Here is a 22723-nt window from a genome sequence, read left to right as displayed (position 1 = left end):
GACCGTTGGTCGGCACACTCTCTCCACCCCCGGTAGGTGCCAACCCTGGTTGGCACACTTGTCCCACCCCCGGTAGGTGTCGACCTTGGTCGACACGCTGGTTCAAGGCAGTCGAGCGCGGCTCGACTCTACAAGGGCCGGTGGGCAGAATGGCCCATCACCTCCCGACGGGCGACGCGATGCTGTTCGAGTGGTTGCTGGGTTCCTACCTGCTGCTGATCGACTGGCTGATCCGGCTGGTCGCGCTGTGCTGGATCCCCACCCGCACCACGCCGGGGGCGGCGCGCAGCTGGCTGCTGCTGGTCGGCTTCGTGCCGCTGCTGGGCCTGCCGCTGTACCTGCTGTTCGGCCACCCGTGGCTGTCGCGCGAGCGCATCCGCCGCCAGGCCGAGGCCTCGCAGGTCATCCGCGAGGAACAGGCGCTGCAGCATCGCCTGCGCTGGGCTCCGCAACCGGACACCGCCAGCGCCGAGATCGTGCCGCTGGTGCAGCGCCAGGGCGACTTCATGCCGGTGCACGGCAACGCGGTGGACCTGCTGACCGACTACGACGAATCGCTGCACACGCTGATCGCCGACATCGACCAGGCCGAAGACCGCGTGCACCTGCTGTACTACCTGATGTTCGACGACGCGGTGGGCGAGGCGGTGGTCGAGGCGCTGCAGCGCGCAGCGGCGCGTGGCGTGCAATGCCGCGTGCTGCTCGACGCGGTGGGTGCCAAGCGCGGCCTGCGCGCCTATCGCAAGCGCCTGGAAGCGCGCGACATCGAAGTGCGCGCGATGCTGCCCGGTGGCCTGCGCTGGCGCCGCAGCGGGCGCATGGACCTGCGCAACCATCGCAAGATCGCGGTGATCGACAACGAAGTGGCCTATGTCGGTTCGCAGAACCTGGCGGGCCCGCAGTTCGTGCCCGGCCACCCGAACCGCGAACTGGTGGCGCGCGTGCGTGGCCCGGCGGTGGCACATCTGGAAGCGGTGTTCGCCAGCGACTGGTACATGGAAACCGGCCAGCGCCTGGACGTGATTGCCGACGTGCCCGAGTGCAGCGACGACATCGCCACCCAGCTGCTGCCCAGCGGCCCGGCCTATCCCTACAGCAACGCACGTGATGCGGTGGCGGCACTGATCCACCTGGCGCGGCGCCGGCTGGTGATGGTCACCCCGTACTTCGTGCCCGACGAAGCCACGCTGAGCGCGCTGCGTATCGCGGCGTTGTCCGGCGTGGACGTGCAGCTGATCCTGTCGGCCAGCAACAACCAGCGGCTGACCTCGTGGGCACAGGAGGCCTACTACGACGAGCTGCTGCGCTGTGGCGTGCGCATCGCCCTGTACGAACCGCAGTTCCTGCACGCCAAGCACATGAGCGTGGACGAGGACATCGCCGTGCTCGGCTCGATCAACATGGATATCCGTTCGTTCGCGCTGAATGCCGAAATCGGCCTGATCTGCTACGACCGCGCGCTGGTGCAGCAGCTGTGCGCGATCGAGGACGGCTACCTGCGCGAGTCGCGGCAGCTGGACCTGCAGCAGTGGCGCAGCCGCCCCACGTGGCGGCGCAGCCGCGAAGGCATCGCACGCTTGGCCGATGCGTTGATGTGAGGCAAGGCCGGCCGCCCATTTCGGCAATCCGGCCTGTCATCGCCGATGGCCTACAATCGGCACATGACTGATTCACCGCGTAATGGCGAACTGGACCTGGCAATCATCGGTGGTGGTGCGGCCGGCGTGCTGGTGGCGATCCAGGTACTGCGCCAGGCCCACGCGCCGCTGGCGCTGGCCATTTTCGAACCCGCCTCGCAGCTGGCGCAGGGCATCGCCTATGCCACGCCGTGGCCGGAGCATCTGCTGAACGTGCCGGCGGCGAAGATGAGTGCGTTTGCCGACCAGCCCGGCGATTTCCTCGACTACCTGATGGCGGCCAATGCCTACCCGGGCGAGGCGCGCGAGGTGCTCGGCGAGCGTTACGTGTGCCGCCACTACTTCGCGGCCTACCTGCAGCAGCGCCTGCAGGACGCTGCCGCAGCCAGCCCGGCGCAGCTGCAGGTGATCGCGCAGCCGGTGCTGGGCCTGCAGCCGGATGACCACGGTTACCGGCTGCAGCTGGGCGATGGCCAGACGCTGCACGCCGCACAGGCGGTGCTGGCCACTGGCAACAGCATGCGCCCGCTGCCGGTGGCCGGTGCTGATGCGCTGCCCGCCGATGACGTGATCGAGGCCTGGGACTACGACGGCGTACGCACCCTGGCCGGTGAACAGGCCGTGGCCATTGTCGGCTCCGGCCTGAGCATGGCCGACACCGTGCTGGCGCTGGTCGCCGCCGGCCACACCGGCCCGTTGCACGTGATCTCGCGCCATGGCCTGCTGCCGTTGCCGCATGCGCATGGTGGCCTGCCCACGTTCGACCCGGCCACGCTGCTGCCGATGAACCTGCGCCAGCGCCTGCACGCATTGCGCGGGTTCGCACGCCAGGCGCAGGCCGACGGCCTGCCGTGGCAGGGCGTGATGGACCGCATCCGCCCGCACGGGCAGGCGCTGTGGTGCAGCCTCGATGAGGCCGACCAGCGCCGCTTCCTGCGCCATGTGGTGCGCTATTGGGACGTGCATCGCCACCGCATCGCCGAAGAGGTGGATGCGCAGCTGCAGACACTGCAGGACAGCGGCCAGCTGCGTATCCACCGGTCCCGCCTGCAGCGCGTCTGGCGCGACGGCGATGCGCTGCAGCTGTCCGGCCGCGATGCCTCGGGCAATGAACAGCAGTGGACGATCAGCGGGGTGATCAACGCCACCGGCGTGGAAACCCGTGCCAGCGCGCTGCGCAATCCGTTGCTGCAGCAGCTGCAGGCCGATGGGCTGGCCCGCCCCGGCCCGCACGGGCTGGGCCTGGACAGCACGGTGCCGGGCGACCGCCTGTGTGCGGCCGGTGGCCAGCCGCAGGCACGGCTGGGCGTGCTCGGCAGCCTGCGCATCGGCAGCCTGTGGGAAAGCCTGGCGGTGCCTGAACTGCGTCAGCAGGCGCACGCACTGGCAACCCAGGTGGTCGCAGGAGCCGCGACGGCGATGCCGTAAAATGGGGGCATGGATGTCTCCCACCTGCTTGATGGCCTGAACCCGGCCCAGCGCGAAGCCGTCTCCGCTCCCCCCGGCCACCACCTGGTGCTGGCCGGTGCCGGTTCCGGCAAGACCCGCGTACTCACCCACCGCATCGCCTGGCTGCATGAAGTCGATGGCGTGCCGACCCACGGCATTTTCGCGGTGACCTTCACCAACAAGGCGGCCGGCGAAATGCGCCACCGCATCGACGCACAGCTGCCCAATGGTAGCCGTGGCATGTGGATCGGCACCTTCCACGGCCTGGCCAACCGCCTGCTGCGCCTGCACTGGCAGGACGCGAAGCTGCCGGAAGGCTTCCAGGTGATGGATTCGGACGACCAGCTGCGGCTGGTCAAGCGCGTGGTGCAGGCGCTGGAACTGGACGACGGCAAGTACCCGGCCAAGCAGATCGCGTGGTGGATCAACGCGCAGAAGGACGAAGGTCGCCGCCCGCAGCACATCCAGCCCGAGCCGCACGACGCCTGGCTGGAAACCATGCGCCAGGCCTACATCGAGTACCAGGCACGCTGCGACCGCGCCGGCCTGGTCGACTTCGCCGAGCTGCTGCTGCGCGCGCACGAACTGCTGCGCGACAACCCGGCCCTGTTGGCGCACTACCGCGCCCGTTTCCGCGAAATCCTGGTGGACGAGTTCCAGGACACCAATGCCATCCAGTACGCCTTCGTGCGCGTGCTGGCCGGCGATTCCGGCCACGTGTTCGTGGTCGGCGACGATGACCAGGCCATCTACGGCTGGCGCGGCGCCAAGGTCGAGAACGTGCAGGGCTTCTTGCGCGACTTCCCGGGCGCGCAGACCATCCGCCTGGAACAGAACTACCGCTCCACCGCCAACATCCTCGGCGCCGCCAATGCGGTAATCGCGCACAACCCCGACCGCATCGGCAAGCAGCTGTGGACCGACAGCGGCGACGGTGAGCCGATCGACCTGTACGCGGCGTACAACGAGATGGACGAGGCACGCTACATCGTCGAGCGCGCGCGCCAGTGGGTGCGTGACGGTGGCAGCTACACCGAAGTGGCCGTGCTCTACCGCAGCAATGCGCAGTCGCGCGCGCTGGAAGAAGCGCTGCTGAGCGAACAGGTGCCGTACCGCGTATACGGCGGCATGCGCTTCTTCGAACGTGCCGAAATCAAGGACGCGCTGGCCTACCTGCGCCTGCTGTCCAACCGCAACGACGACGCGGCGTTCGAGCGCGCGGTCAACACGCCGACGCGTGGCATCGGCGACCGCACGCTGGACGAAGTGCGCCGGGAGGCGCGCGCGCAGGGCATTTCGCTGTGGGAAGCGACCATGCTGGTCACCCAGAGCAGCGCGCTGGCCGCACGTGCACGCAACGCGCTGGCCGGCTTCCTGGTGCTGGTCAACGAGCTGCAGGCGCAGACCCTGCACATGACCCTGGCCGAGCGCGTGGACCACGTGCTGGCCCGCTCGCAGCTGCGCGAGCACTGGAGCAAGGAAAGCCGCAACGCGCTGGACTCCGAATCGCGCACTGACAACCTCGACGAACTGGTCTCGGTGGCCTCGCGCTTCGTGCGCCGCGCCGATGACATCGAGGAAGTGGGCGAGGACATGGACGAGCTGGTCGCGTTCCTGGCCTATGCCGCGCTGGAGGCCGGCGAGGGCCAGGCGCAGGCGGGCGAAGAGGGCGTGCAGCTGATGACCCTGCACTCGGCCAAGGGCCTGGAGTTCCCGCTGGTGTTCCTGGCCGGCCTGGAAGAAGGCCTGTTCCCCAGCGCACGCTCGCTGGAGGAAAGCGGGCGGCTGGAAGAAGAGCGCCGCCTGGCCTACGTGGGCATCACCCGCGCGCGCCAGAAACTGGTACTGAGCTACGCCGAATCGCGCCGCATCCATGGCCAGGACAACTACAGCCTGCCGTCGCGCTTCCTGCGAGAGATCCCGCGCGAGCTGCTGCATGAAGTCCGCCCCAAGGTGCAGGTCTCGCGGCCGGCCTCGATGGGCGCCAGCCGGGTGATGGGCCATGCCTCGATCGAGGCACCGCCGATCAAGCTCGGCGCGCTGGTTACCCATCCCAAGTTCGGCGAAGGCATGGTGACCGACTACGAAGGCAACGGTGCTCACGCCCGCGTGCAGGTCGAGTTCGCCGACGCCGGCAGCAAGTGGCTGGTGATGGCGTATGCCAACCTGACGGTGATCTGATCGCCGTCGAGGGGTCGGATCCCTCCCGCAGGGAGGGCTCTGACCCCGGTGTGGGCAATCGCCGCCGAGCATGGCTCTGCTTGGAAAAAAGCTGTGGAGCGTCACTCGGTGGCGAATTTCTCCACCGCCGCAATCACGCTCGCGCGGTCCATCAGCTCTTCATCCTGACGGTTACGGATCAGCGCGTAGCGCCCTTCCTCCGGCGACAACATCTCGATCACCTCGTTGCGATAGTTGGTGATCTCGATGAAACCATTGCTCACTCCGCCAAGGTTGTTGATCTCGGCTATTAGTGTCTCCAGGCTCACGATGGCGCCGTCCTTCTCCGTTCCGCCGCCAGTGCGGGGATTGTCGAAGTACACGCTTATCTTCGGCTGCCTGGTCCTTTGCCAGTTGTTGACGTCAACGATGTGATGTGTGGACCACTTGAAATCCTCTGCTGATTCGTTGCCGTTGAACTCACACTGGAAGATCGGCAGGCACAGGAACAGACCCGTGCGCTTCTCGATCCGATTCAGAAGCCCGTGATAGGTGCTGGGAACCGCCATCGCATGAGTGAACCCATAGGCGTTGGAAGGAATTTTGAAGATCGTCGGCCCATCATGTGAAAGACGGGGTGGCGCGTTCAGCACAACGCTGGCAGCGAATTCCGGATCATCGAGATTCCTGGACGCAATCGCGAGGTCATGCCCCTTGGCGTTCCTTATGCAGCAATAGAGCACGTACGTCGCGACTACATACTTGCTGAAGTAGCAGCCGTGGACTTCGGCCACCTCTCCGAACGTCGTTAACAGGTCATCCTTGGTGATCATGGGAATCTGGATGTTGGAAAAGTCCATGATGGCCTGGCGAAGATCTTTCGACCATGCAACTCGTCTGAAAGCACCCGGGTGGGATCAGAGCCCTTTTACGATGGATGAGGGACTCGATCCCGATTAGGCTGAAGGCATGGTCAGAAGCAGCTCTATGCGCTGTTTCTGCAATGATTCTTATGGTTTCTGATGATCTGCAGCGATAGCTTTGAGGGTCCACCAGCCACTCTGAGCGAGTATTCGCCATGACTTTGAATAACCATAGGCATCTGGATACTCGCCTTCTTACTGAATGCGATGCATGGAATGGGGGTGAGGGTGAGTACATGGGTGCACCGCTTCTCATTCGCTATAGATCGCAGCTCACCCGTAATGTAGATCTATCCAATCATCCGCATCTCATCATCGCCCAATGGAGCTACTCCGAGCACCCGAGCGGCATGCCATCACCGGATGAATTGATAGCCATGAACAACTTCGAGGCCGCCTTGGTCGATGAGGTGGAGCGCGACGTCCTCGGCGTGCTTGTTGCAGTCATCACAAACGCCGGTGTTCGGAAGTGGGTCTTCTATGCGAAGAATGCCGAACAGTTTGACCAGCGCTTCAACACTATTGCCATCAAGCATCCAAGTGAGACATCCGCACCGGAGATCTGGTTCGATCCTGGGTGGAGCCACTTCTTTCAGGACATCGTTCCGGAGGATGGCCTCTAAAAGACGGGGTAGCAAGCGAGAGAGTTATGCCGATTCGCCGAAGTACTCCGTGGGGTCTCCGTGGGGTCAGAGCCCCTTTCCCGTTGGAAAAGGGATCCGACCCCGATTAGGCTGCGGGCATGACCCGCAACGTGCTCTTCCTCTGCAGCCAGAACCGCCTGCGCAGCCCCACCGCCGAGCAGGTGTTCGCCGATTGGCCAGGCATCGAGACCGCCTCGGCCGGGCTGCTGGCCGACGCCGAGGAGGTGCTCAGCCCCGAGCTGCTGCAGTGGGCCGATATCGTGTTCGTGATGGAGCGCACCCACCGCAACCGTCTGTCCAGCCGTTACAAGGCATGGCTGAACGGCAAGCGGGTGATCTGCCTGGATATTCCGGACGACTACGACTACATGGACCCGGTGCTGGTGGAGTTGCTGAAGCGCAAGGTCACGCCGTTCCTGCGTTGAACGTTGGTGGTGTGGAGCCGGGCATGGCCCGGCTCTACAAGCAGGAAGGACAGTGCCTCAGTCCTGCGCCTTGGAGGCGGCTGCCGCATCCTGCGCGGACATGTTCTGCTTGAAGCTCGCCGTGAAATCAGTGACGGCACGCTCCAGCGCTTTCTCCCAGTTCTCCGGCGAAACCACCTGGAACACGTTGGTGCCATGGCCCTTGGCGGTGAACGAGCGGGTGCGGTCTCCGTCGTGGGTGGTCACCTCGACGGACAGATCCGCGACCATCTGCTGCGCCCACCCTGCGGCGCGCCAGAAGTTGAAGGGTGCCCGGACCGCAAACTCGTTCATCGATGCTTCCAGGCGAAGGCATTGCGCATCGCACTGGTCGGCGGTGCGATAGCCCATGTTGCGCAGCGCCTGGATGATGATCTCGCGGGTCTTTTCAGACGCCGTGGTGGATTCCAGTACGAGGTTGAAGCCATTGCCCTGGCGGATCTCTCCGCCCACATTCCTGGCCCTTTCCGATGCGGGGACAAGCGAAAGGAATTCCGACCGACGATTGTCGCGTACGGGGGCGACCACGACCGTGGTGCCCTGCTCGGGATTGACCCGGATGTCGGGCACGTTTACTCGGACCACTTCCGTGCGGATGCCGCAGCCGGTGAGGAGCAGCAGCAACGAAAGGCCAATGATCGACTTCATGTATTCCCCCTGTTGGAATGGTGTCCTTGCGGCGCGCATTATCGCGCGAGCCACCCCACCGCGGGCGGGTTTCCGGCCGGAAAGGCGGTCGAGCATGGCTATGCCGGTCGTCCTGGCCGGCACCCTTCGGGCCGTCGCAAGCGACGTTGGCAGCGGCTCCTGCCGCCACCTTCGACTCTACAATGGGGCCTGACATCTTCCAGGAACGCCCCCATGACCGACCCCACGCTGCACGTGACCGTGAAGTTGAACGCCCGGCTGCAGCCCGAGCATCGCCACGAACTGTTCGAGGATCCGCTCGATGCGCTGCTGCAGGCGGCGCAGGTGGGCGAGCTGACCGGCGGCGGCACCGCGATGTCCGACCTGGGCGAGGTCGAGTACGGCGATATCGAAGTGGCGCTGGTCGATGCCGATGGCGTGCCGAAGCTGATCGATCTGCTGGAGCAGCTGGGCGCGCCGAAGGGTTCGCAGCTGCAGGGCGCAGGCGAGGCTGACCGCAGCTTCGGCGTGACCGAAGGCCTGGGCATCTACCTGGATGGCCTGAACCTGCCGGACGACGTCTACGAACAGTGCGATTCCAACCACGTGTTCGAGCAGCTGTCCGAGAACATCGACGGCCTGGGCGAGATCTGCAGCTGGTGGCAGGGCCCGACCGAGACCGCGCTGTACATGTACGGCGAATCGTTCGAAGCGATGCGTGATGCGATTGCCGAATTCGTGGGCAGCTATCCGCTGTGCCAGAACGCACGCGTGGTGCAGATCGCCTGAGACGTTCAACTGTGGAGCCGAGCATGGGCTCGGCTCTACAGAAGCAGGTTATCGGCCGGCTGACTGCCGGGCGTTGTCGCGCTGGGCAAGATCCTTGCCCAGGTAATAGCCGCCACAGAACAGGGCGAAGGTGGCGGCGAGGCTCCACAGGATGATCCTGAGGGTGCTTTGTGATGTCGGCTTGCTTTCCTGCATCAACGTTCTCCCGGGGCGGCCCGATACCGCTTGGTCAGCATGCGCCGCGGTCAGTGGGTACGCAAGCTGGCGGTGCGCACAGGCCGCTGCGCGGCGCCGGATTGATCCTGCTCAAGGCGCGCCCTGCACATCCGGTGTGCAATGGTGTTGTTCCCATCTGGCAGACCGCCACGGAGCCCCACCATGTACAAGCGCATCCTGATTGCCACTGACGGATCCGAGCTGGCCGACAAGGGCCTGGCCAAGGGCCTGGAGCTGGCCAAGGACCTCAATGCCGAGGTCGATATCGTCACTGTTTCCGAGCCGTGGGCCGTCGGGATGTACGACGCCATGGGCTGGAGCGTGGGCTACATGAACAGCCCCGAGTACAAGGCCGACCGCGAGGAAGGCGCACAGAAGGTGCTGCAGCCGGCGCTGGCCAAGGCGGCCGAGCAGGGCATCACCGCCAACCCTGTGCATGTGCTGGACCGCTACGCCGCCGACGGCATCATCGAGACAGCAGGGGAGCGCAACAGCGACCTGATCGTGATGACCTCGCACGGCCGCCGTGGCGTGACCCGTGTGCTGCTGGGCAGCCAGACCGCCGAAGTGCTGGCGCGCAGCACCCTGCCGGTGCTGGTCATCCGCTGATCCACACCCACTGATTCAAGCGTTCCCGGGGAGGGGACCCGACGCCGGCCGCAGGATGCGCGCCGGCGTTGTTTTTTGGGGCCGGGGGGCCATCCACGTGTGACGTGGATCCACGTCCGTTGTCCCGGTAGATCCACGCCATGCGTGGATGGGCCGTGCCGATCGCCTTGATGGGGTCAGAGCCCTTTCCTGTGGAAAGGGATCCGACCCCCGGTCACATCACCAGCTGTACAGCTTCCAGTACACCGGCGACACGCCGTCCTTGTCGTTGTCCATGCGGCCGTCGCCGTTCTTGTCGTACATGTAGAACGGGGCACCGCGCGACGGGGTCACCTTGACCATGCGCAGCTGGCCGGACACGCGGTATTCCTCGATGGTGTCACCGTTGTCCATGGTGCGCTTGGACACATCCGCGCCCTTGACGTCCACCGGGGGAGCGCCCGCGCCACCCATGCTGGCGCAGCCAGCGAGCAGGAGCAGGGAAGCCAGCATCAGGGTCTTCATCGGCGGGGGCCTTTGCCTGGAAAGAGCCCTGATTATGCCCCATCGCGGTGTACGGGCCGTGTCGCCGCGATGCAGGCACGGGCGCGTAGAATCGACGCATGAGCAGATTAGTCCTGATCGACGGGTCCAGTTACCTGTACCGCGCGTTCCACGCGCTGCCGCCCCTGTCCAATGCACAGGGTGAACCCACCGGCGCGCTGTTCGGCGTGGTCAACATGCTGCGCTCGACGCTGAAGGAGCGCCCGGCCTACGTGGCGTTCGTGGTCGACGCACCGGGCAAGACCTTCCGTGACGACCTGTACGAGCAGTACAAGGCCAACCGCCCGCCGATGCCCGATGAGCTGCGCAGCCAGGTCGAGCCGATGTGCCGCATCGTCGAGGCGCTGGGCATCAGCATCCTGCGCATCCCCGGCGTGGAAGCCGACGATGTGATCGGCACGCTGGCCCTGCAGGGCGTGGCGCAGGACCTGAAGGTGACCATTTCCACCGGCGACAAGGACTTCGCCCAGCTGGTGCGCCCGGGCATCGAGCTGGTCAACACCATGACCGGCAGCCGCATGGATTCGGACGCGGCGGTGATGGAGAAGTTCGGCGTGCGCGCCGACCAGATCATCGACCTGCTGGCGCTGATGGGCGACACCGTCGACAACGTGCCGGGCGTGGAGAAGTGCGGGCCGAAGACCGCTGCCAAGTGGCTGGCCGAGTACCAGCACCTGGACGGGGTGATGGCGGCCGCGCCGACCATGAAGGGCAAGATCGGCGAGAACCTGCGCGCCGCGCTGGAGCGCCTGCCGCTGAACCGCGAGCTGGTGACCATCCACACCGACGTGGAGCTGGACGCCAGCCCGACCACGCTGGCCCTGCGCGAGCAGGACGTGCCGGCGCTGACCGAGCTGTATACGCGCTACGGCTTCACCCAGGCGCTGAAGGAACTGGGTGCGCCGCTGCCGGCGCCGGCAGCCGCCAGCGAGGCCACCCCGAGCCTGCGCGGTACCGCCGCCGGCTTCGCCCGTGGCAGTGCCGAGGCACCGGCCGCCGGCACGCTGGATCCGGCGCTGGCCGCACCGGGTGAATACGAGACCGTGCTGACCAGCGCGCAGCTGCAGGCCTGGGTCGAGCGCCTGCAGCAGGCCGATCTGATCAGCTTCGATACCGAAACCGATGCGCTGGACGCGATGCGCGCGCGCCTGGTCGGTGTCAGCCTGGCGGTCGAGCCGGGCAAGGCCGCCTACATTCCGGTCGGCCACGATTACCCGGGTGCGCCGGCCCAGCTGCCGATGCAGGAGGTGCTGGATGCGCTGCGCCCGGTGCTGCAGGACCCGGCGAAGAAGAAGCTGGGCCAGCATGGCAAGTACGACCTGCATGTGCTGCGCCGCCACGGCGTGGACGTGCAGGGCTACCACGACGACACCATGCTCGAGAGCTTCGTGCTCAATTCCACCGCCACCCGCCACGACATGGATTCGCTGGCCCTGCGTTACCTGGGCTACAGCACCATCAAGTTCGAGGATGTGGCCGGCAAGGGTGCCAAGCAGATTCCGTTCTCGCAGGTGGGCATCGACGAAGCCAGCCGCTATGCGGCCGAGGACGCCGACGTCACCCTGCGCCTGCACCACGCGTTGCAGCCGCAGCTGCTGGCCGAGCCGGCGCTGGACAGCGTGTACCGCGACATCGAGATGCCGCTGGTGCCGGTGCTGACCACGATCGAAGCCAACGGCGTGCGGATCGACACCGACGAACTGCGCCGGCAGAGCCAGGACCTGTCCTCGCGCATGCTGGCCGCACAGCAGAAGGCCACCGAGCTGGCCGGCCGCAGCTTCAACCTGGATTCGCCCAAGCAGCTGCAGGCGGTGCTGTTCGACGAGCTGAAGCTGCCGGCGGTGGTGAAGACCCCGAAGGGCCAGCCCAGCACCAATGAAGAGGCGCTGGAGGCGATTGCCGACCAGCACGAGCTGCCGCGGGTGATCCTGGACTACCGGGGCCTGGCCAAGCTGCGCAGCACCTACACCGACAAGCTGCCGGAGATGGTCAACCCGGACACCGGCCGGGTGCATACCAGCTACCACCAGTCCGGTGCCGCTACCGGCCGCCTGTCCTCGTCGGACCCGAACCTGCAGAACATCCCGATCCGCACCGATGACGGCCGCCGCATCCGCCGCGCGTTCATCGCCCCGGAGGGCTTCCAGCTGCTGGCGGCTGACTATTCGCAGATCGAGCTGCGGATCATGGCCCACCTGTCCGAGGACCCGGGCCTGGTGCGTGCCTTCGAGCAGGGCGCCGACGTGCACCGCGCCACCGCCGCCGAGGTGTTCGGGCGCACGCTGGAGGAGGTGACCCCGAACGAGCGCCGTGCCGCCAAGGCCATCAACTTCGGCCTGATGTACGGCATGAGCGCCTTCGGCCTGGCCCGCAACCTGGGCATCGACCGTGGCCAGGCGCAGGACTACGTGGCGCTGTACTTCAGTCGCTACCCGGGCGTGCGCGACTTCATGGAGCGGATGCGCCAGCAGGCCCGTGACCAGGGCTACGTGGAAACCCTGTTCGGCCGTCGCCTGTACCTGAACGACATCCACGCCCGCAACCAGGGCCTGCGTGCCGGTGCTGAACGTGCGGCGATCAACGCGCCGATGCAGGGCACCGCCGCCGACATTATCAAGCGCGCGATGGTGGATGTGGACCAGTGGCTGCGTGACAGTGGGGCACCCGCGCGGATGATCCTGCAGGTGCACGATGAACTGGTCTTCGAAACCGAAAGCAGTTTCGTTGAAGACTTGCGTTTGCAGGTGGTGGAGCGCATGTCGCAAGCGGCCAAACTGCGGGTGCCGCTGGTGGTCGATACCGGCGTCGGCAACAACTGGGACGAAGCGCATTGACCACGTTTCAAGCCGAAAACGACGTGAACCTATTCATTCATCAGATGTTTCTGACTCGATCATGAATGTTGCCCTGATTGAAGCTCATTAAATTGGGCCCCTTCACGAACCGTTAGTGTTCGGAGTGCTTCTATAACTCTCGACAGGCGCAATGCCTGTTGTGGATCTCTCCCATCCCCTGGAGCAGATCTCGGAACGGGGACTCCTCCCCAAGTGCCCGTTCCCCGGCCCCGTTGACCTCCCCCTGGTCAGCGGGGCTTTTTATTTGTGCCGCCGGAACCTCTCGGATGGGGTCAGATCCCTTTGCCCGGTGGGCAAAGGGATCTGACCCCAGGTGCTAGGCTGGGCCACTATCCAGCAGGGGAACCCGCAATGCCCGATCTGTTCGCACTGGCAATGCCGTGGTGGGAGTTCATCCTGCGCGCGGTGGTGGTGTATGTCGTGGTGCTGGGCATGGTCCGGTTGAGCGGCAAGCGCCCGCTGGGGCAGATCACCCCGTTCGACGTGCTGCTGGTGGTGCTGCTGGGCAATGCGGTGCAGAACGCGCTGCTGGGCACCGACACCTCGCTGGGCGGCGGCCTGCTGCTGGCCGCGACCCTGATCCTGCTCAACTACGGGGTGGGCTGGGTCAGTACCCGCAGCCGGAGGGTCGAGCGCCTGGTGGAGGGAGAACCAGTGGTGATCGCACGCGATGGGCGCCTGTTCGACGCCGTGCTGCGTCGCGAACAGGTCACCCGCTCGGATTTCGACGCCGCCCTGCGCCAGCAGGGATGCCTGGGCGTGGAGGAGGTCGAGCTGGCCCTGCTGGAGATCAACGGGCACATCACCATCATTCCCAGGAAGAGCGCCTGACCTTGTAGCGCCGAGCCCATGCCTGGCTGCCTTGCGCCCGGCGCTTCAGGTGCCGGGCGTCAGGGAGCGGCTTCAGCCTTCAGCGCCGGCCAGTTGCGCGTCGCGTCCACATCGCAGGCGACGTGGGTGCCCTTGCCGTCCTTCGCGCAGATCGCCGCCATGGCCTGCGGCACCTTCGGGTCCGCCGTGTGCGCATACACCGCGGCCAGTGCCAGGCAACCTTCGCGTACGCCCGCACTGCACAGCGTCTGGAAGTAGGGCAGCGATGCGGCCCATTGCTCGTCGTTGAACAGTGCCTCGCCGGCAACCTTGCAGCCCAGCAGCTTGCCATCGGTGCAGCAGGCCTTGGCGCCGTCCTTGCGGCCCAGACTCGGGCAGTCCAGCGGCAGCGGGATCTCCACGAAGGCCACCGGCGGTGCGCAGCTGGCATTGCCTGAGCCCGGCTTGCGCTGGTAGTAGGCGAAGCGGTTGCCGCTGTCGATTCCGATCAGGTTGCCGTTCTGCAGCGCCTGCAGCACAAAGTCGCTGCCGACGTCGCGGCGGATCAGGATGCGTCCGCCTTCCAGGCTGGCGCGCAGGCGCTGGCTGCGTCCCTCGACATCGACCACGCCGCCGTCGAGGAAGTTCAGCTGCGAGAGCACGCTGTGCTCGGCTTCGTAGCGGCCGCAGGGCAGGGTGATGGCCGGCACCGGTGCCAGCGCCGTGGCCGGCACCGTGTCCAGCACCGCGAGACGTCTGGCGGTCTCGCACTCGGACGCCTCCGCGCGCTGTGCGCAGGCCAGCTGCACCGCGTCGCGGGCCTGCAGCGTGCGCCCGGCGCTCCACAGTACATCGGCTACCTTGCTGCAGAACGTCTCACCGTGCTGCTGCCGGCACAGCGCAGACAATTCATCGAGCTGCGCGGCCGGCAGCAGTGGCGCCATCGCGTGTTCCAGCCCGAACACCAGCTTGCCCATCTGCTCCCAGGCCACCACTGAGGCCATCGCTTCGCATCCTTCTGCGTCGAACGATGGGGAATCTTCCTTGCAGAGCTCAGGCATCGGTGGCTCTGCCCGCGTGGCCTTCGGGGCCGCGTCCTTGGCCTGCTGCTGGTAGGTTTCCAGCAACTGCACGCAGGCCGCGCCCACGCCTTCGGCGCACCAGGCGTGCAGCTTCGGCGGCGCGGCCTCGGGCAACGCCTCCAGGCAGTCGGAGGTATTCATCACGCAGCCGCCCTCGATTGGTTCCGGCATCGCCTTGCAGGCCGCGGAGCGCTGGCGGGTGAACTCGCCATAGGGCGTGACGATGTTGCGATCGTCGTTCTCGAAGAACCAGTTTTCCAGGCGGCCGGTGCTCAGGTTGCCGGTGCCGAGCACCTCCTGCTCGCGGGCCACGCGCAGTTCTTCGGTGGCCTGGTAGGGACCGGACAGGTATCCGTGGCCCTCGCTCTCGAGGGTCAGCGTGGTGGTGCCGCTGCTGTTGGTGTAAGTACCACAGGCCATTGACTGCGCCGCTGCCGGCAGCGCGGCCGAGGCCAGTGCAAACAACAGCAGGGAGCGCCAGCCCGCAGCGCGGGGACGGAAGGAAACAGCGACAGGCATTGGGGGATCATCCTTGAAGGAGGCAGAGCAGGACCTGTCCGGTGCTGGACGCACCACAGGCGGGGAAGGCACCACGCGTCAGGCGTGGCGTCGGAAGATCAGAGCCAGTCGCGCGGCACCAGGTAGTCGGCCAGGCGCGCCTCGGCGCTGCCGGCCTCCGGGCTGAAGCCGTACTCCCAACGCACCCGTGGCGGCAGGCTCATCAGGATGCTTTCGCTGCGGCCACCGCTCTGCAGACCGAACAGCGTGCCGCGGTCATAGACCAGGTTGAACTCCACATAGCGGCCACGACGGTACAGCTGGAACTCGCGTTCGCGCTCGCCATGGGCGGTGTCCTTGCGCTGCTGCACGATCGGCAGGTAGGCGTCGAGGAAGCCATCGCCAACCGCGCGCAGGTATTCGAAATCGCGCTCGAAGTCGCCATGCAGGTCGTCGAAGAACAGGCCGCCTACGCCGCGCGTTTCATTGCGATGGCGCAGGAAGAAATACTCATCGCACCAGCGCTTGTGCGCGGCATAGCGTTCGTCGCCAAACGGTGTGCACAGGTCGCGTGCGACCCGGTGCCAGTGCTGCACGTCTTCGTCGAACGGATAGAACGGGGTCAGGTCGAAGCCACCACCGAACCAGCTGGCCACCACTTCGCCGTCGCGCTGCGCCTGGAAGAAGCGCACGTTGGCATGGGTGGTCGGCACATAGGGGTTGAGTGGGTGGAACACCAGCGACACGCCGGTAGCACGCCAGGAGGCGCCGGCCAGTTCCGGGCGGTTGGCCGAGGCCGACGGCGGCAGGCGGCTGCCGGCCACGTCGGAGAAGCCGATGCCGGCCTGCTCGAACACTGCGCCATCGCGCAGCACGCGGGTACGCCCGCCACCGCCCTCGGCACGCTGCCACAGGTCTTCCTGGAAGCGGGCCTGGCCATCGACGGCCTCGATCGCCGCACAGATGCGGTCCTGCAGGTCGGTGAGGTAGGCGCGCACGCGCTCGAATTCGTTCATGGCGCGTACTTTACCGCAGGGCCCGCCCGACGCAGCGGACAGGCCCTGGCGGGCTCAGCGCTTGCGGTTGGAATTGCGCGGCGCCGGAGCGTCGTCCACGGCCGCCTCGTCAACCGCCTTCTGCAGGGCACCACCCAGCGTGATCAGCTCCCAGTTCTGGGTTCCGAGCACGTCGCAGGCCACATGCAGGCCGCTGCGGTCGGCCTTGCACAGCTGCTCCAGGGTTGCCCGTGCGTCAACATCCGCACCGTTGCCCTGAGCGGTGACCAGGTTCTCGCAGCCCTCGCGGACGCCAGCGCGGCAGACCGTGGTGTAGTGCTCGGCGGCCTGCAGCCAGTTCCCGGACAGCGCAAGGCGGTTGCCGAGAATGTTGCAGCCCTGCAGCTTGCCCTGGGCACAGCAGGCTTCGGCACCGCCCTCGTTGGCCAGTGCCAGCGGGCAATCCTGCGGCAGTGGCAGCACCTTGAACTGCTTCGGTGCACTGCAGCGGGTCGGGCCCTCGCCGGTGGGACGGAACACCTGGAAGCGGGTCCAGTTATCCAGCCCCAGCAACTGCCCGCCCGGCAGCGGGCGCAGCACGAAGTCACCGTCCCTGTCGTGATGGATGCGGATGTCGCCATCTTCGACACGCGCGCGAAGATGGCTGCTCCAGCCAACGCCAACCAGGCCGGCATCGCCGAAGTCCAGCGTGTCCATCAGGCCGCCGTCTGCCCGGTAGTTGCCGCAGGGCAAGGCCGTTGCCGGTTGCGGCTGCAACGATGCGCCCACCGCCTGCAACGCCGGCAGGCGTTCGCAGGTGGCGGTGTCATTGCCAGGTGTGCAGGCCGCAGCCAGCGCTTGCACTGCCTGCAGGGGATCTCCCGCCTCCCAGGACAGCTCAGCTACGCGGGTGCAGAAGCCGCCATGCGGTACCTCGCGGCACAGCCGCAACAACTGTTGCCGCCGCTCGACCGGAATGATCACCGGCACGGTCGGCGCCGTCATCGTCACCATGGCTTCGGTCATGGCTGCCGTCATCGCGGCCTTGACCAGCTGCTCCTGCACTGCCGGGTCGGCCTCGAGTGCGGCGGCACACGCCGGGGTTCCCTGTTCGAAGCCGCCGTTGTTGCAGGCGGCGGGGAGTTTGATGCCGGACAGGGCGGCGTCGAGCGCTGCCTTTGCCAGAGACGGATCGGCCTCGACCGTGGGTTTGGCCTCCTCATGCCAACGATCAGCCAGTTGCAGGCACATGCCAGGCACGCCTTCCCGGCACCCTGCTTCCAACGCGGTCGGGGTCGCTTCGCGACGGTTGTCCAGGCACGCCGCCGCATCAGCCAGGCAGCTGCCTTCAGCCGGTATGGCCGCTGCGGCGCACTGTGCGGGGGTCTGCAGGAGGTAGACCGTGCCATCCACCTCGACCGTGCGGCCACGATCGCGCACCTGCAGGGCACTGGGCAGGCCGTACTCCAGGTTCACCAGTTGCAGCGTTCCATCGATCTGCTGGAACACGACCGGAGACGGCGCACTGCCGAAGTGCTTCTGCTCGCCGCGGTTGGGTGAGCTGATGCGCAGCGTGCCGCTGCCTTCGTCGGCCTTGAACAGGCCGCATTGCGGTGACTGTGCGACGGCCGTCGGCGCGGCCAGCAGCAAGGCCCAGGCCAGCCAGCGGCGGCGCGGTGCGGGTGAATGCATGTCGTCTCCTTGACGATCGAACGGGAAACTCCCGGCGCTACGGCGAACCATGGCCCTCGCGCGGGGGCGTGCAGTGTGCCGTGCCTGGCACGGGCTGGTAACGCTGGTAGGCGGTCTGGATGTCCATGCCGAGCAGGTCGCCGTTGCCGAGCTGGCGCAGTACGAACGTTTCGCCGTTCTGCTGCAGCTGGACGGCGCCTTCGTGCAGGCGGGCCTGCGTGCCATCGCCGAAGTCGAACCTGTCGAACTGGCCGCCGTCGGCCTGGTAGCGGCCACACGGCACCTGCTGCAGCGGCACCAGGCGCAGATCGGCGCCGAGTTCACGCAGCGGCGCGGTACGTTCGCAGGCACTGACGCGGCCGCCATCGCAGGTGACCTGCAGGGCCTGCACCGCCAATGCGGGCTGCAGCGCGATCAGCTGCTGCGCGGCCACTTCGACGCAGAAGCGGCCACCACGGTGTTGCAGGCAAAGCTGCTGCAGCTGTTGCAGTGCCGCCAGGGGCAACGGCGGTCCCTCCGGTGCCTTCTCGGTCCGTTCCAGGCGCTGATCAACCCGTCGCATGGCGGCAGCCAGATCATCGTCGGTCAGCGCTTCGCAGGCCTGAGGATCGTGGGTGGGGGCGTGCTCGCGGCAGGCTGGCGGGCGCTCGAAGCGCGCACTGCCGGCGCCATTGGTCGCTGCCGCGGTGTTGCTTTCGATCCTCTGCTGCAGCAGCGCCGAGCAACCGGCGCCCACACCCTCGTCGCAGGCGCGCCGGGCCTGGCCGGGCGAGGCCGTTGGCAGCTGCACCATGCAGTAGCTGCCAGCAGCGCGGCAGCTGCCGGCCACAGCGCTGGGTTCGGCAGCGCAGGCCCTTGGCTGGCGCAGGGTATAGACCACGAGCGCGTCGTCCTCGATGCGCCGCCCATCGGCGCTGATCCGGATCGGCTCCGCCACGCCATCGTCGAGCATGACCAGGCGGGTCTGCGCCGCACTGCGATCAACCCACAGCGGCTCCGGCTCACCGATGCCGTTGTGGCGGTAGCCGCTGCTGTGGGTGGTGAACACGAGGGCCATGCCGTCGTCGACACTGCGGTATTCGCCGCATTGCAGGGCATCGGCGCTGGCAGGCAGCGCGGCGAACAGCAACAGGGCAGGGAAAAGAGTCAGCAAGCGCATGCGACGGTCCTTGTCGAGCGGGAATCGGATAGGGCTCACTGGAAGCGGGAGCGGATGTCCGGCCGCAGCAGGCGCCAGGCCAGCCAGCCCTGCAGGCCGAGGAACAGGATGGAGGTGCCGACCACGATGAAGGTGACCATCCAGCGCCGTGGCTGCAGCTCCTGCTGCAGGGCCGGGTCATCGGCCAGCAGCGCGATGAGATCGCGCATGCAGGCATCCAGCCACCAGGCGATCGCGAAGTTGGCCAGGGCACCCAGCAACAACAGCGCCACGAAGCTCCACAGGCCCCAGCGGCGTTCGCGCAGCAGGCCCCAGCTGGCTGCGGTCGAGACCAGGCAGACCAGTGCGGTGATCATCGAGGCGGCCACCGGGTGGGCCAGCAGCCAGGTGACGCTGTGCATCCGGTGGGCCTGCGCCATTCCGGCCAGTGACTGCCACAGCGCGGTGCCGTGCAGTGGCCACAACAGCAGTGCCTGCAGCACGAAGTAGAGCGTCAGCAGCAGGCACAGCCAGAACGAAGCCTGCGCCATCGGCCGCACCCAGGCATGAGTGGCGGGAGCGGCGGGCGTGGGAAGCGGCGGGAGCGGCACTGACATCCGATGTCCTTGCAGTCGGCGCCCGCCTGCTCAGCGGGCCGTCACCCGGGTGGCGACCGCCGGCAGGATATGGTGTTCGCTCAAGGGTGCCAAGGGCAGGCCATGCGGCGGTTGCAGTGGAACCCAGGCCAGTTCGGCGATCTCGGCGCGTGCCTGTGGCCTGCCGTCCACCTGCACCCACCAGGCCTGCGCCTGCACGCGGTGGCCGGGCTCATTCACTGCCCAGTCCTCGAATGTACCCAGCGCGATGGCCGAAGCGATGCGCAGCTGCACGCCCAGTTCCTCGTCCAGCTCACGGGCCAGTGCCTGCAGCGGTGCTTCGCCGGGTTCGGGCTTGCCACCGGGCTGGATGAAGCGGCGGGCGCCGTGCTTGCGCACCAGCAGCGCCCGGCCGCGGTCATCCAGGATGACCGCGGCCACGATCCGTATCGTGGCCGCGGCGTTGCTCACTTCAGGTTCTGCTCGAACAGCTTGAGGATGCGCTTGTACTGGTCCAGCCAGGAATCAGCGCGGACGTAGCCGTGGCGCTCCAGCGGGTACGGTGCGATCGACCAGTTGTCCTTGTGCAGTTCGATCAGGCGCTGGGTGAGGTGCACCGAGTCCTGGAAGAACACGTTGTCATCCATCATGCCGTGGGCGATCAGCAGGTTGTCCTGCAGGTTCTGCGCGTACTCGATCGGCGAGGACACGCGGTACGCCTCCGGATCGATGTCCGGGGTGTTGAGGATGTTGCTGGTGTAGCCGTGGTTGTAGTTGTGCCAGTCGACCACCGGGCGCAGCGCGGCGCCGGCCTTGAACGTGCCCGGTGCACGGAACAGCGCCATGAAGGTCATGAAGCCGCCGTAGGAACCGCCGTAGATGCCGGCGTGGTCACGGTCGCCCTGCTGGGTGTCGACCAGCCAGTCCAGGCCATCCTTGTAGTCTTCCAGTTCCGGGTGGCCCATGTTGCGGTAGATGGCCGTGCGCCAGTCGCGGCCGTAGCCCTCGCTGCCGCGGTAGTCCATGTCCAGCACGATGTAGCCCTTCTCCACCAGCAGGTTGTGGAACATCTGCTCGCGGAAATAGGCCGGGTAGCGCTGGTGCACGTTCTGCAGGTAGCCGGCGCCGTGCACGAACATCACGATCGGGTACTTCCTGCCCGGTTCCTTGTTTTCCGGTTCGTAGTACTTGGCCCAGACCACGCCGGCGCCATGCTTGGACGGCACTGCCACCAGCTTCGGCTGGATCCACTCACGCGCCTTGTAATCGGCGGTGCGGGTATCGGTCAGCACGCGTGCCTGGCCACCGGTGCTGGGCAGCACCGCCAGCTGCGGCGGCAGGTAGGCACCGGAGTAGCGCACCAGCAGCTGCTGGCCGTCCGGCGACAGCGAGAAGTCTTCCACGCCGTTGAGGCTGGTCAGCTCGCGCACCTGGCGGTTGCCGGTGTCGACCGCGCAGACTTCGTAGTCATGCGGCGCCTGCTGGTTGCACAGGAAGTAGAAGCCCTTGCCATCGGCCGACGGCACCGGCGCCGAGGTTTCCCATTTGCCGCTGGTCAGCGCCTGCGGCTTGGCGGTGCCGGCCTGGGTGTACAGGTGCGAGAAGCCCGATTCCTCGGACAGCAGCCACAGCGTGCGGCCATCGGCCATCCAGCCGAAATCGTTGAAGCCCCAGTTGATCCAGGCGTTGTCGGTCAGGCGGTGGCGGTTCTGCACGCGGCCGTCGGCGGCGTTGACGCTGATGATCCAGCGGTCCTTGTTGTCGTTGGCACGCAGCATCACCGCGGCCTGCTGGCCGTCGGCGCTCCAGCGGATGCCGCCGCCCATGAAGTCGCTCATCACCTGCACGCTGCGCTCGCCCTTCAGCGCATCCTTGCCGGCCTTGCGGCGCAGCTCGGCCAGCGGGTCGGTGCTGATGCCCGGCAAGCCGGACAGCGAGATCTTCTCGGCCTTGCCGGTGCGCACGTCCACGTACCACAGGGTGTGCGGTTCGAAGCCGTTGCGGCCGACGCGGGTGCGGGTGTCCTCGGTTTCCTCGTAACCCGATTCGGTCACGTACAGCGGCATCTTGCTGGTGCGGCCGTCGTCGAAGTCCTTCGGCTTGGTCACCACGATCAGGTGGGTCAGGTCCGGCGACAGCACGCTGTCACCGATCTCGACGTCGGCGCCCAGGTACACCGGGCCCGGTGCGCGGGTCGGGTCGGCCTGGCGCCAGCGCTGGTCCTGGTCCTTCAGTGCCTCGCGCTGGTCGCGGTCGCGGCGCAGGGTTTCCAGCGTGCGCAGCTGCTGGTCGCGCAGCACGTCGGCCTTCGGCGCCGTGCGCGGATCCTTCTCGGCCTTCAGGCTGGCCACCTGCTGCACGCCGCTGGCGGCGGTCCAGTGGAACCAGTTCTGGCCGACGCGCCAGATCACGCCGTTGTCGGCGGCGAAGTTCACGTTGCCCGCGCGCTCGTTGCTGCGGGTCAGCTGGGTCAGCGCGCCGCTGCGCAGGTCGCGCACGAACACGTCGCCATTGCGGACGAAGGCGCTGCGGCTGCGGCTGCGGTCGTAGACCGGCTCGGCCACGTCCAGGGTGCCGCGCTGGTCATCGGCCACCTGTGCGGCCACGCCACCGGCAACCGGCTGGCGGAAGGTATCGCGCACCGGGCTGCCGTTGCGCTTGAGCTGGTATTCCACCTGCTGGCTGTTCCACGACCACCAGGCCTTCTCGACCGGCGGACCGATCCAGTCCGGGTCGGCCATGGCCTGTTCGATGGTGATCGGCGTCGGCGCGGCATGCGCAGCCGGTGCGGCCAGCACGGCCGACAGCAGGAGGGACAGGGGCAGCACTCGGGACATGGGCGGACGGCACCAGAAGAGGAAACCGGGCAAGCGTAGCAGCCGCAAGGACCCGGGGCAGGGGCCACAGGTCATGGCAGCGGAATCGGCAAAATGCTGCAACCGGTTGCCGTGGTCGCGCATCCATTCTCCTGAACCCGCATCATCCACCGAACAGGA

General features: G+C 66.9%; 20 protein-coding genes. 9 read left to right on the top strand and 11 right to left on the bottom strand.

What is annotated here, in order from left to right; all coding sequences use genetic code 11:
• Positions 1–179 precede the first annotated feature (179 nt).
• Genes cls through uvrD form a run of 3 tightly spaced genes read left to right on the top strand, consistent with a single transcriptional unit; the run spans position 180 to position 5267 of the window.
• Positions 180–1598, top strand: a complete 1419-nt coding sequence (gene cls, locus ACZK1G_RS21875) for a cardiolipin synthase (RefSeq protein WP_014038958.1) — start codon at positions 180–182, stop codon at positions 1596–1598.
• 45 nt (positions 1599–1643) lie between these two features.
• Positions 1644–3065, top strand: a complete 1422-nt coding sequence (locus tag ACZK1G_RS21870) for an FAD/NAD(P)-binding protein (RefSeq protein ID WP_101766318.1) — start codon at positions 1644–1646, stop codon at positions 3063–3065.
• 9 nt (positions 3066–3074) lie between these two features.
• On the top strand, positions 3075–5267 hold the full coding sequence (uvrD, locus tag ACZK1G_RS21865) for a DNA helicase II (protein WP_101766317.1): 2193 nt from the start codon (positions 3075–3077) through the stop codon (positions 5265–5267).
• Between the two features lie 101 nt (positions 5268–5368).
• Here the strand turns inward: uvrD and ACZK1G_RS21860 are convergent, their stop codons facing one another.
• Positions 5369–6079, bottom strand: coding sequence for a hypothetical protein (locus ACZK1G_RS21860; RefSeq protein WP_233490815.1), 711 nt, complete (start codon positions 6077–6079; stop codon positions 5369–5371).
• A gap of 245 nt (positions 6080–6324) precedes the next feature.
• Here ACZK1G_RS21860 and ACZK1G_RS21855 point away from each other — a divergent pair, with 245 nt between their 5' ends.
• A complete protein-coding gene (locus ACZK1G_RS21855) occupies positions 6325–6792 on the top strand; it encodes a DUF695 domain-containing protein (RefSeq protein ID WP_101766315.1) in 468 nt (155 codons plus the stop codon).
• Positions 6793–6911: 119 nt separating this feature from the next.
• Complete coding sequence (locus ACZK1G_RS21850) at positions 6912–7238, top strand: low molecular weight protein tyrosine phosphatase family protein (RefSeq protein ID WP_101766314.1); 327 nt, start codon at positions 6912–6914, stop codon at positions 7236–7238.
• Between the two features lie 57 nt (positions 7239–7295).
• On the opposite strand, the gene ACZK1G_RS21845 is transcribed toward ACZK1G_RS21850, so the two are convergent.
• The gene (locus ACZK1G_RS21845) at positions 7296–7925 is read right to left on the bottom strand and encodes a hypothetical protein (RefSeq protein ID WP_101766313.1); all 630 of its coding nucleotides are present in this window, start codon (positions 7923–7925) and stop codon (positions 7296–7298) included.
• A gap of 213 nt (positions 7926–8138) precedes the next feature.
• Here ACZK1G_RS21845 and ACZK1G_RS21840 point away from each other — a divergent pair, with 213 nt between their 5' ends.
• On the top strand, positions 8139–8693 hold the full coding sequence (locus ACZK1G_RS21840; protein ID WP_101766312.1) for a hypothetical protein: 555 nt from the start codon (positions 8139–8141) through the stop codon (positions 8691–8693).
• 48 nt (positions 8694–8741) lie between these two features.
• On the opposite strand, the gene ACZK1G_RS21835 is transcribed toward ACZK1G_RS21840, so the two are convergent.
• Complete coding sequence (locus ACZK1G_RS21835) at positions 8742–8888, bottom strand: hypothetical protein (protein WP_168356070.1); 147 nt, start codon at positions 8886–8888, stop codon at positions 8742–8744.
• 183 nt (positions 8889–9071) lie between these two features.
• On the opposite strand from ACZK1G_RS21835, the gene ACZK1G_RS21830 reads away from it, so the two are divergent.
• On the top strand, positions 9072–9518 hold the full coding sequence (locus tag ACZK1G_RS21830) for a universal stress protein (protein ID WP_005411629.1): 447 nt from the start codon (positions 9072–9074) through the stop codon (positions 9516–9518).
• Between the two features lie 219 nt (positions 9519–9737).
• On the opposite strand, the gene ACZK1G_RS21825 is transcribed toward ACZK1G_RS21830, so the two are convergent.
• Complete coding sequence (locus ACZK1G_RS21825) at positions 9738–10022, bottom strand: DUF2782 domain-containing protein (RefSeq protein ID WP_014038952.1); 285 nt, start codon at positions 10020–10022, stop codon at positions 9738–9740.
• A 98-nt stretch (positions 10023–10120) separates the two neighbouring features.
• On the opposite strand from ACZK1G_RS21825, the gene polA reads away from it, so the two are divergent.
• Complete coding sequence (gene polA, locus ACZK1G_RS21820) at positions 10121–12895, top strand: DNA polymerase I (protein ID WP_478447889.1); 2775 nt, start codon at positions 10121–10123, stop codon at positions 12893–12895.
• A 372-nt stretch (positions 12896–13267) separates the two neighbouring features.
• On the top strand, positions 13268–13747 hold the full coding sequence (locus tag ACZK1G_RS21815) for a DUF421 domain-containing protein (RefSeq protein ID WP_049446968.1): 480 nt from the start codon (positions 13268–13270) through the stop codon (positions 13745–13747).
• 59 nt (positions 13748–13806) lie between these two features.
• Here ACZK1G_RS21815 and ACZK1G_RS21810 read toward each other — a convergent pair whose 3' ends face one another.
• The 7 genes from ACZK1G_RS21810 to ACZK1G_RS21780 form a co-directional block, all read right to left on the bottom strand.
• Positions 13807–15327, bottom strand: coding sequence for a hypothetical protein (locus ACZK1G_RS21810; protein ID WP_101766310.1), 1521 nt, complete (start codon positions 15325–15327; stop codon positions 13807–13809).
• Between the two features lie 98 nt (positions 15328–15425).
• A complete protein-coding gene (gene hemF / locus ACZK1G_RS21805) occupies positions 15426–16322 on the bottom strand; it encodes an oxygen-dependent coproporphyrinogen oxidase (protein ID WP_101766309.1) in 897 nt (298 codons plus the stop codon).
• A 54-nt stretch (positions 16323–16376) separates the two neighbouring features.
• Entirely contained in the window at positions 16377–17993 is a 1617-nt protein-coding gene (locus tag ACZK1G_RS21800) for a hypothetical protein (RefSeq protein ID WP_101766308.1), read from the bottom strand.
• Positions 17994–18030: 37 nt separating this feature from the next.
• Positions 18031–19152, bottom strand: a complete 1122-nt coding sequence (locus ACZK1G_RS21795; RefSeq protein WP_101766307.1) for a hypothetical protein — start codon at positions 19150–19152, stop codon at positions 18031–18033.
• Between the two features lie 35 nt (positions 19153–19187).
• Complete coding sequence (locus ACZK1G_RS21790; RefSeq protein WP_101766306.1) at positions 19188–19748, bottom strand: hypothetical protein; 561 nt, start codon at positions 19746–19748, stop codon at positions 19188–19190.
• Positions 19749–19778: 30 nt separating this feature from the next.
• On the bottom strand, positions 19779–20198 hold the full coding sequence (locus ACZK1G_RS21785) for an NUDIX hydrolase (protein WP_049446981.1): 420 nt from the start codon (positions 20196–20198) through the stop codon (positions 19779–19781).
• Positions 20195–22564 carry a S9 family peptidase gene (locus ACZK1G_RS21780; RefSeq protein ID WP_049446983.1) on the bottom strand — a complete coding sequence of 790 codons (2370 nt, stop codon included), beginning with the start codon at positions 22562–22564 and terminating at the stop codon, positions 20195–20197. The genes ACZK1G_RS21785 and ACZK1G_RS21780 overlap by 4 nt, the downstream gene beginning before the upstream one ends.
• Positions 22565–22723: the final 159 nt, after the last annotated feature.

This window comes from Stenotrophomonas sp. 109824_Sma (assembly GCF_056480025.1).
This window is presented reverse-complemented; position numbering and strand designations above follow the sequence as displayed.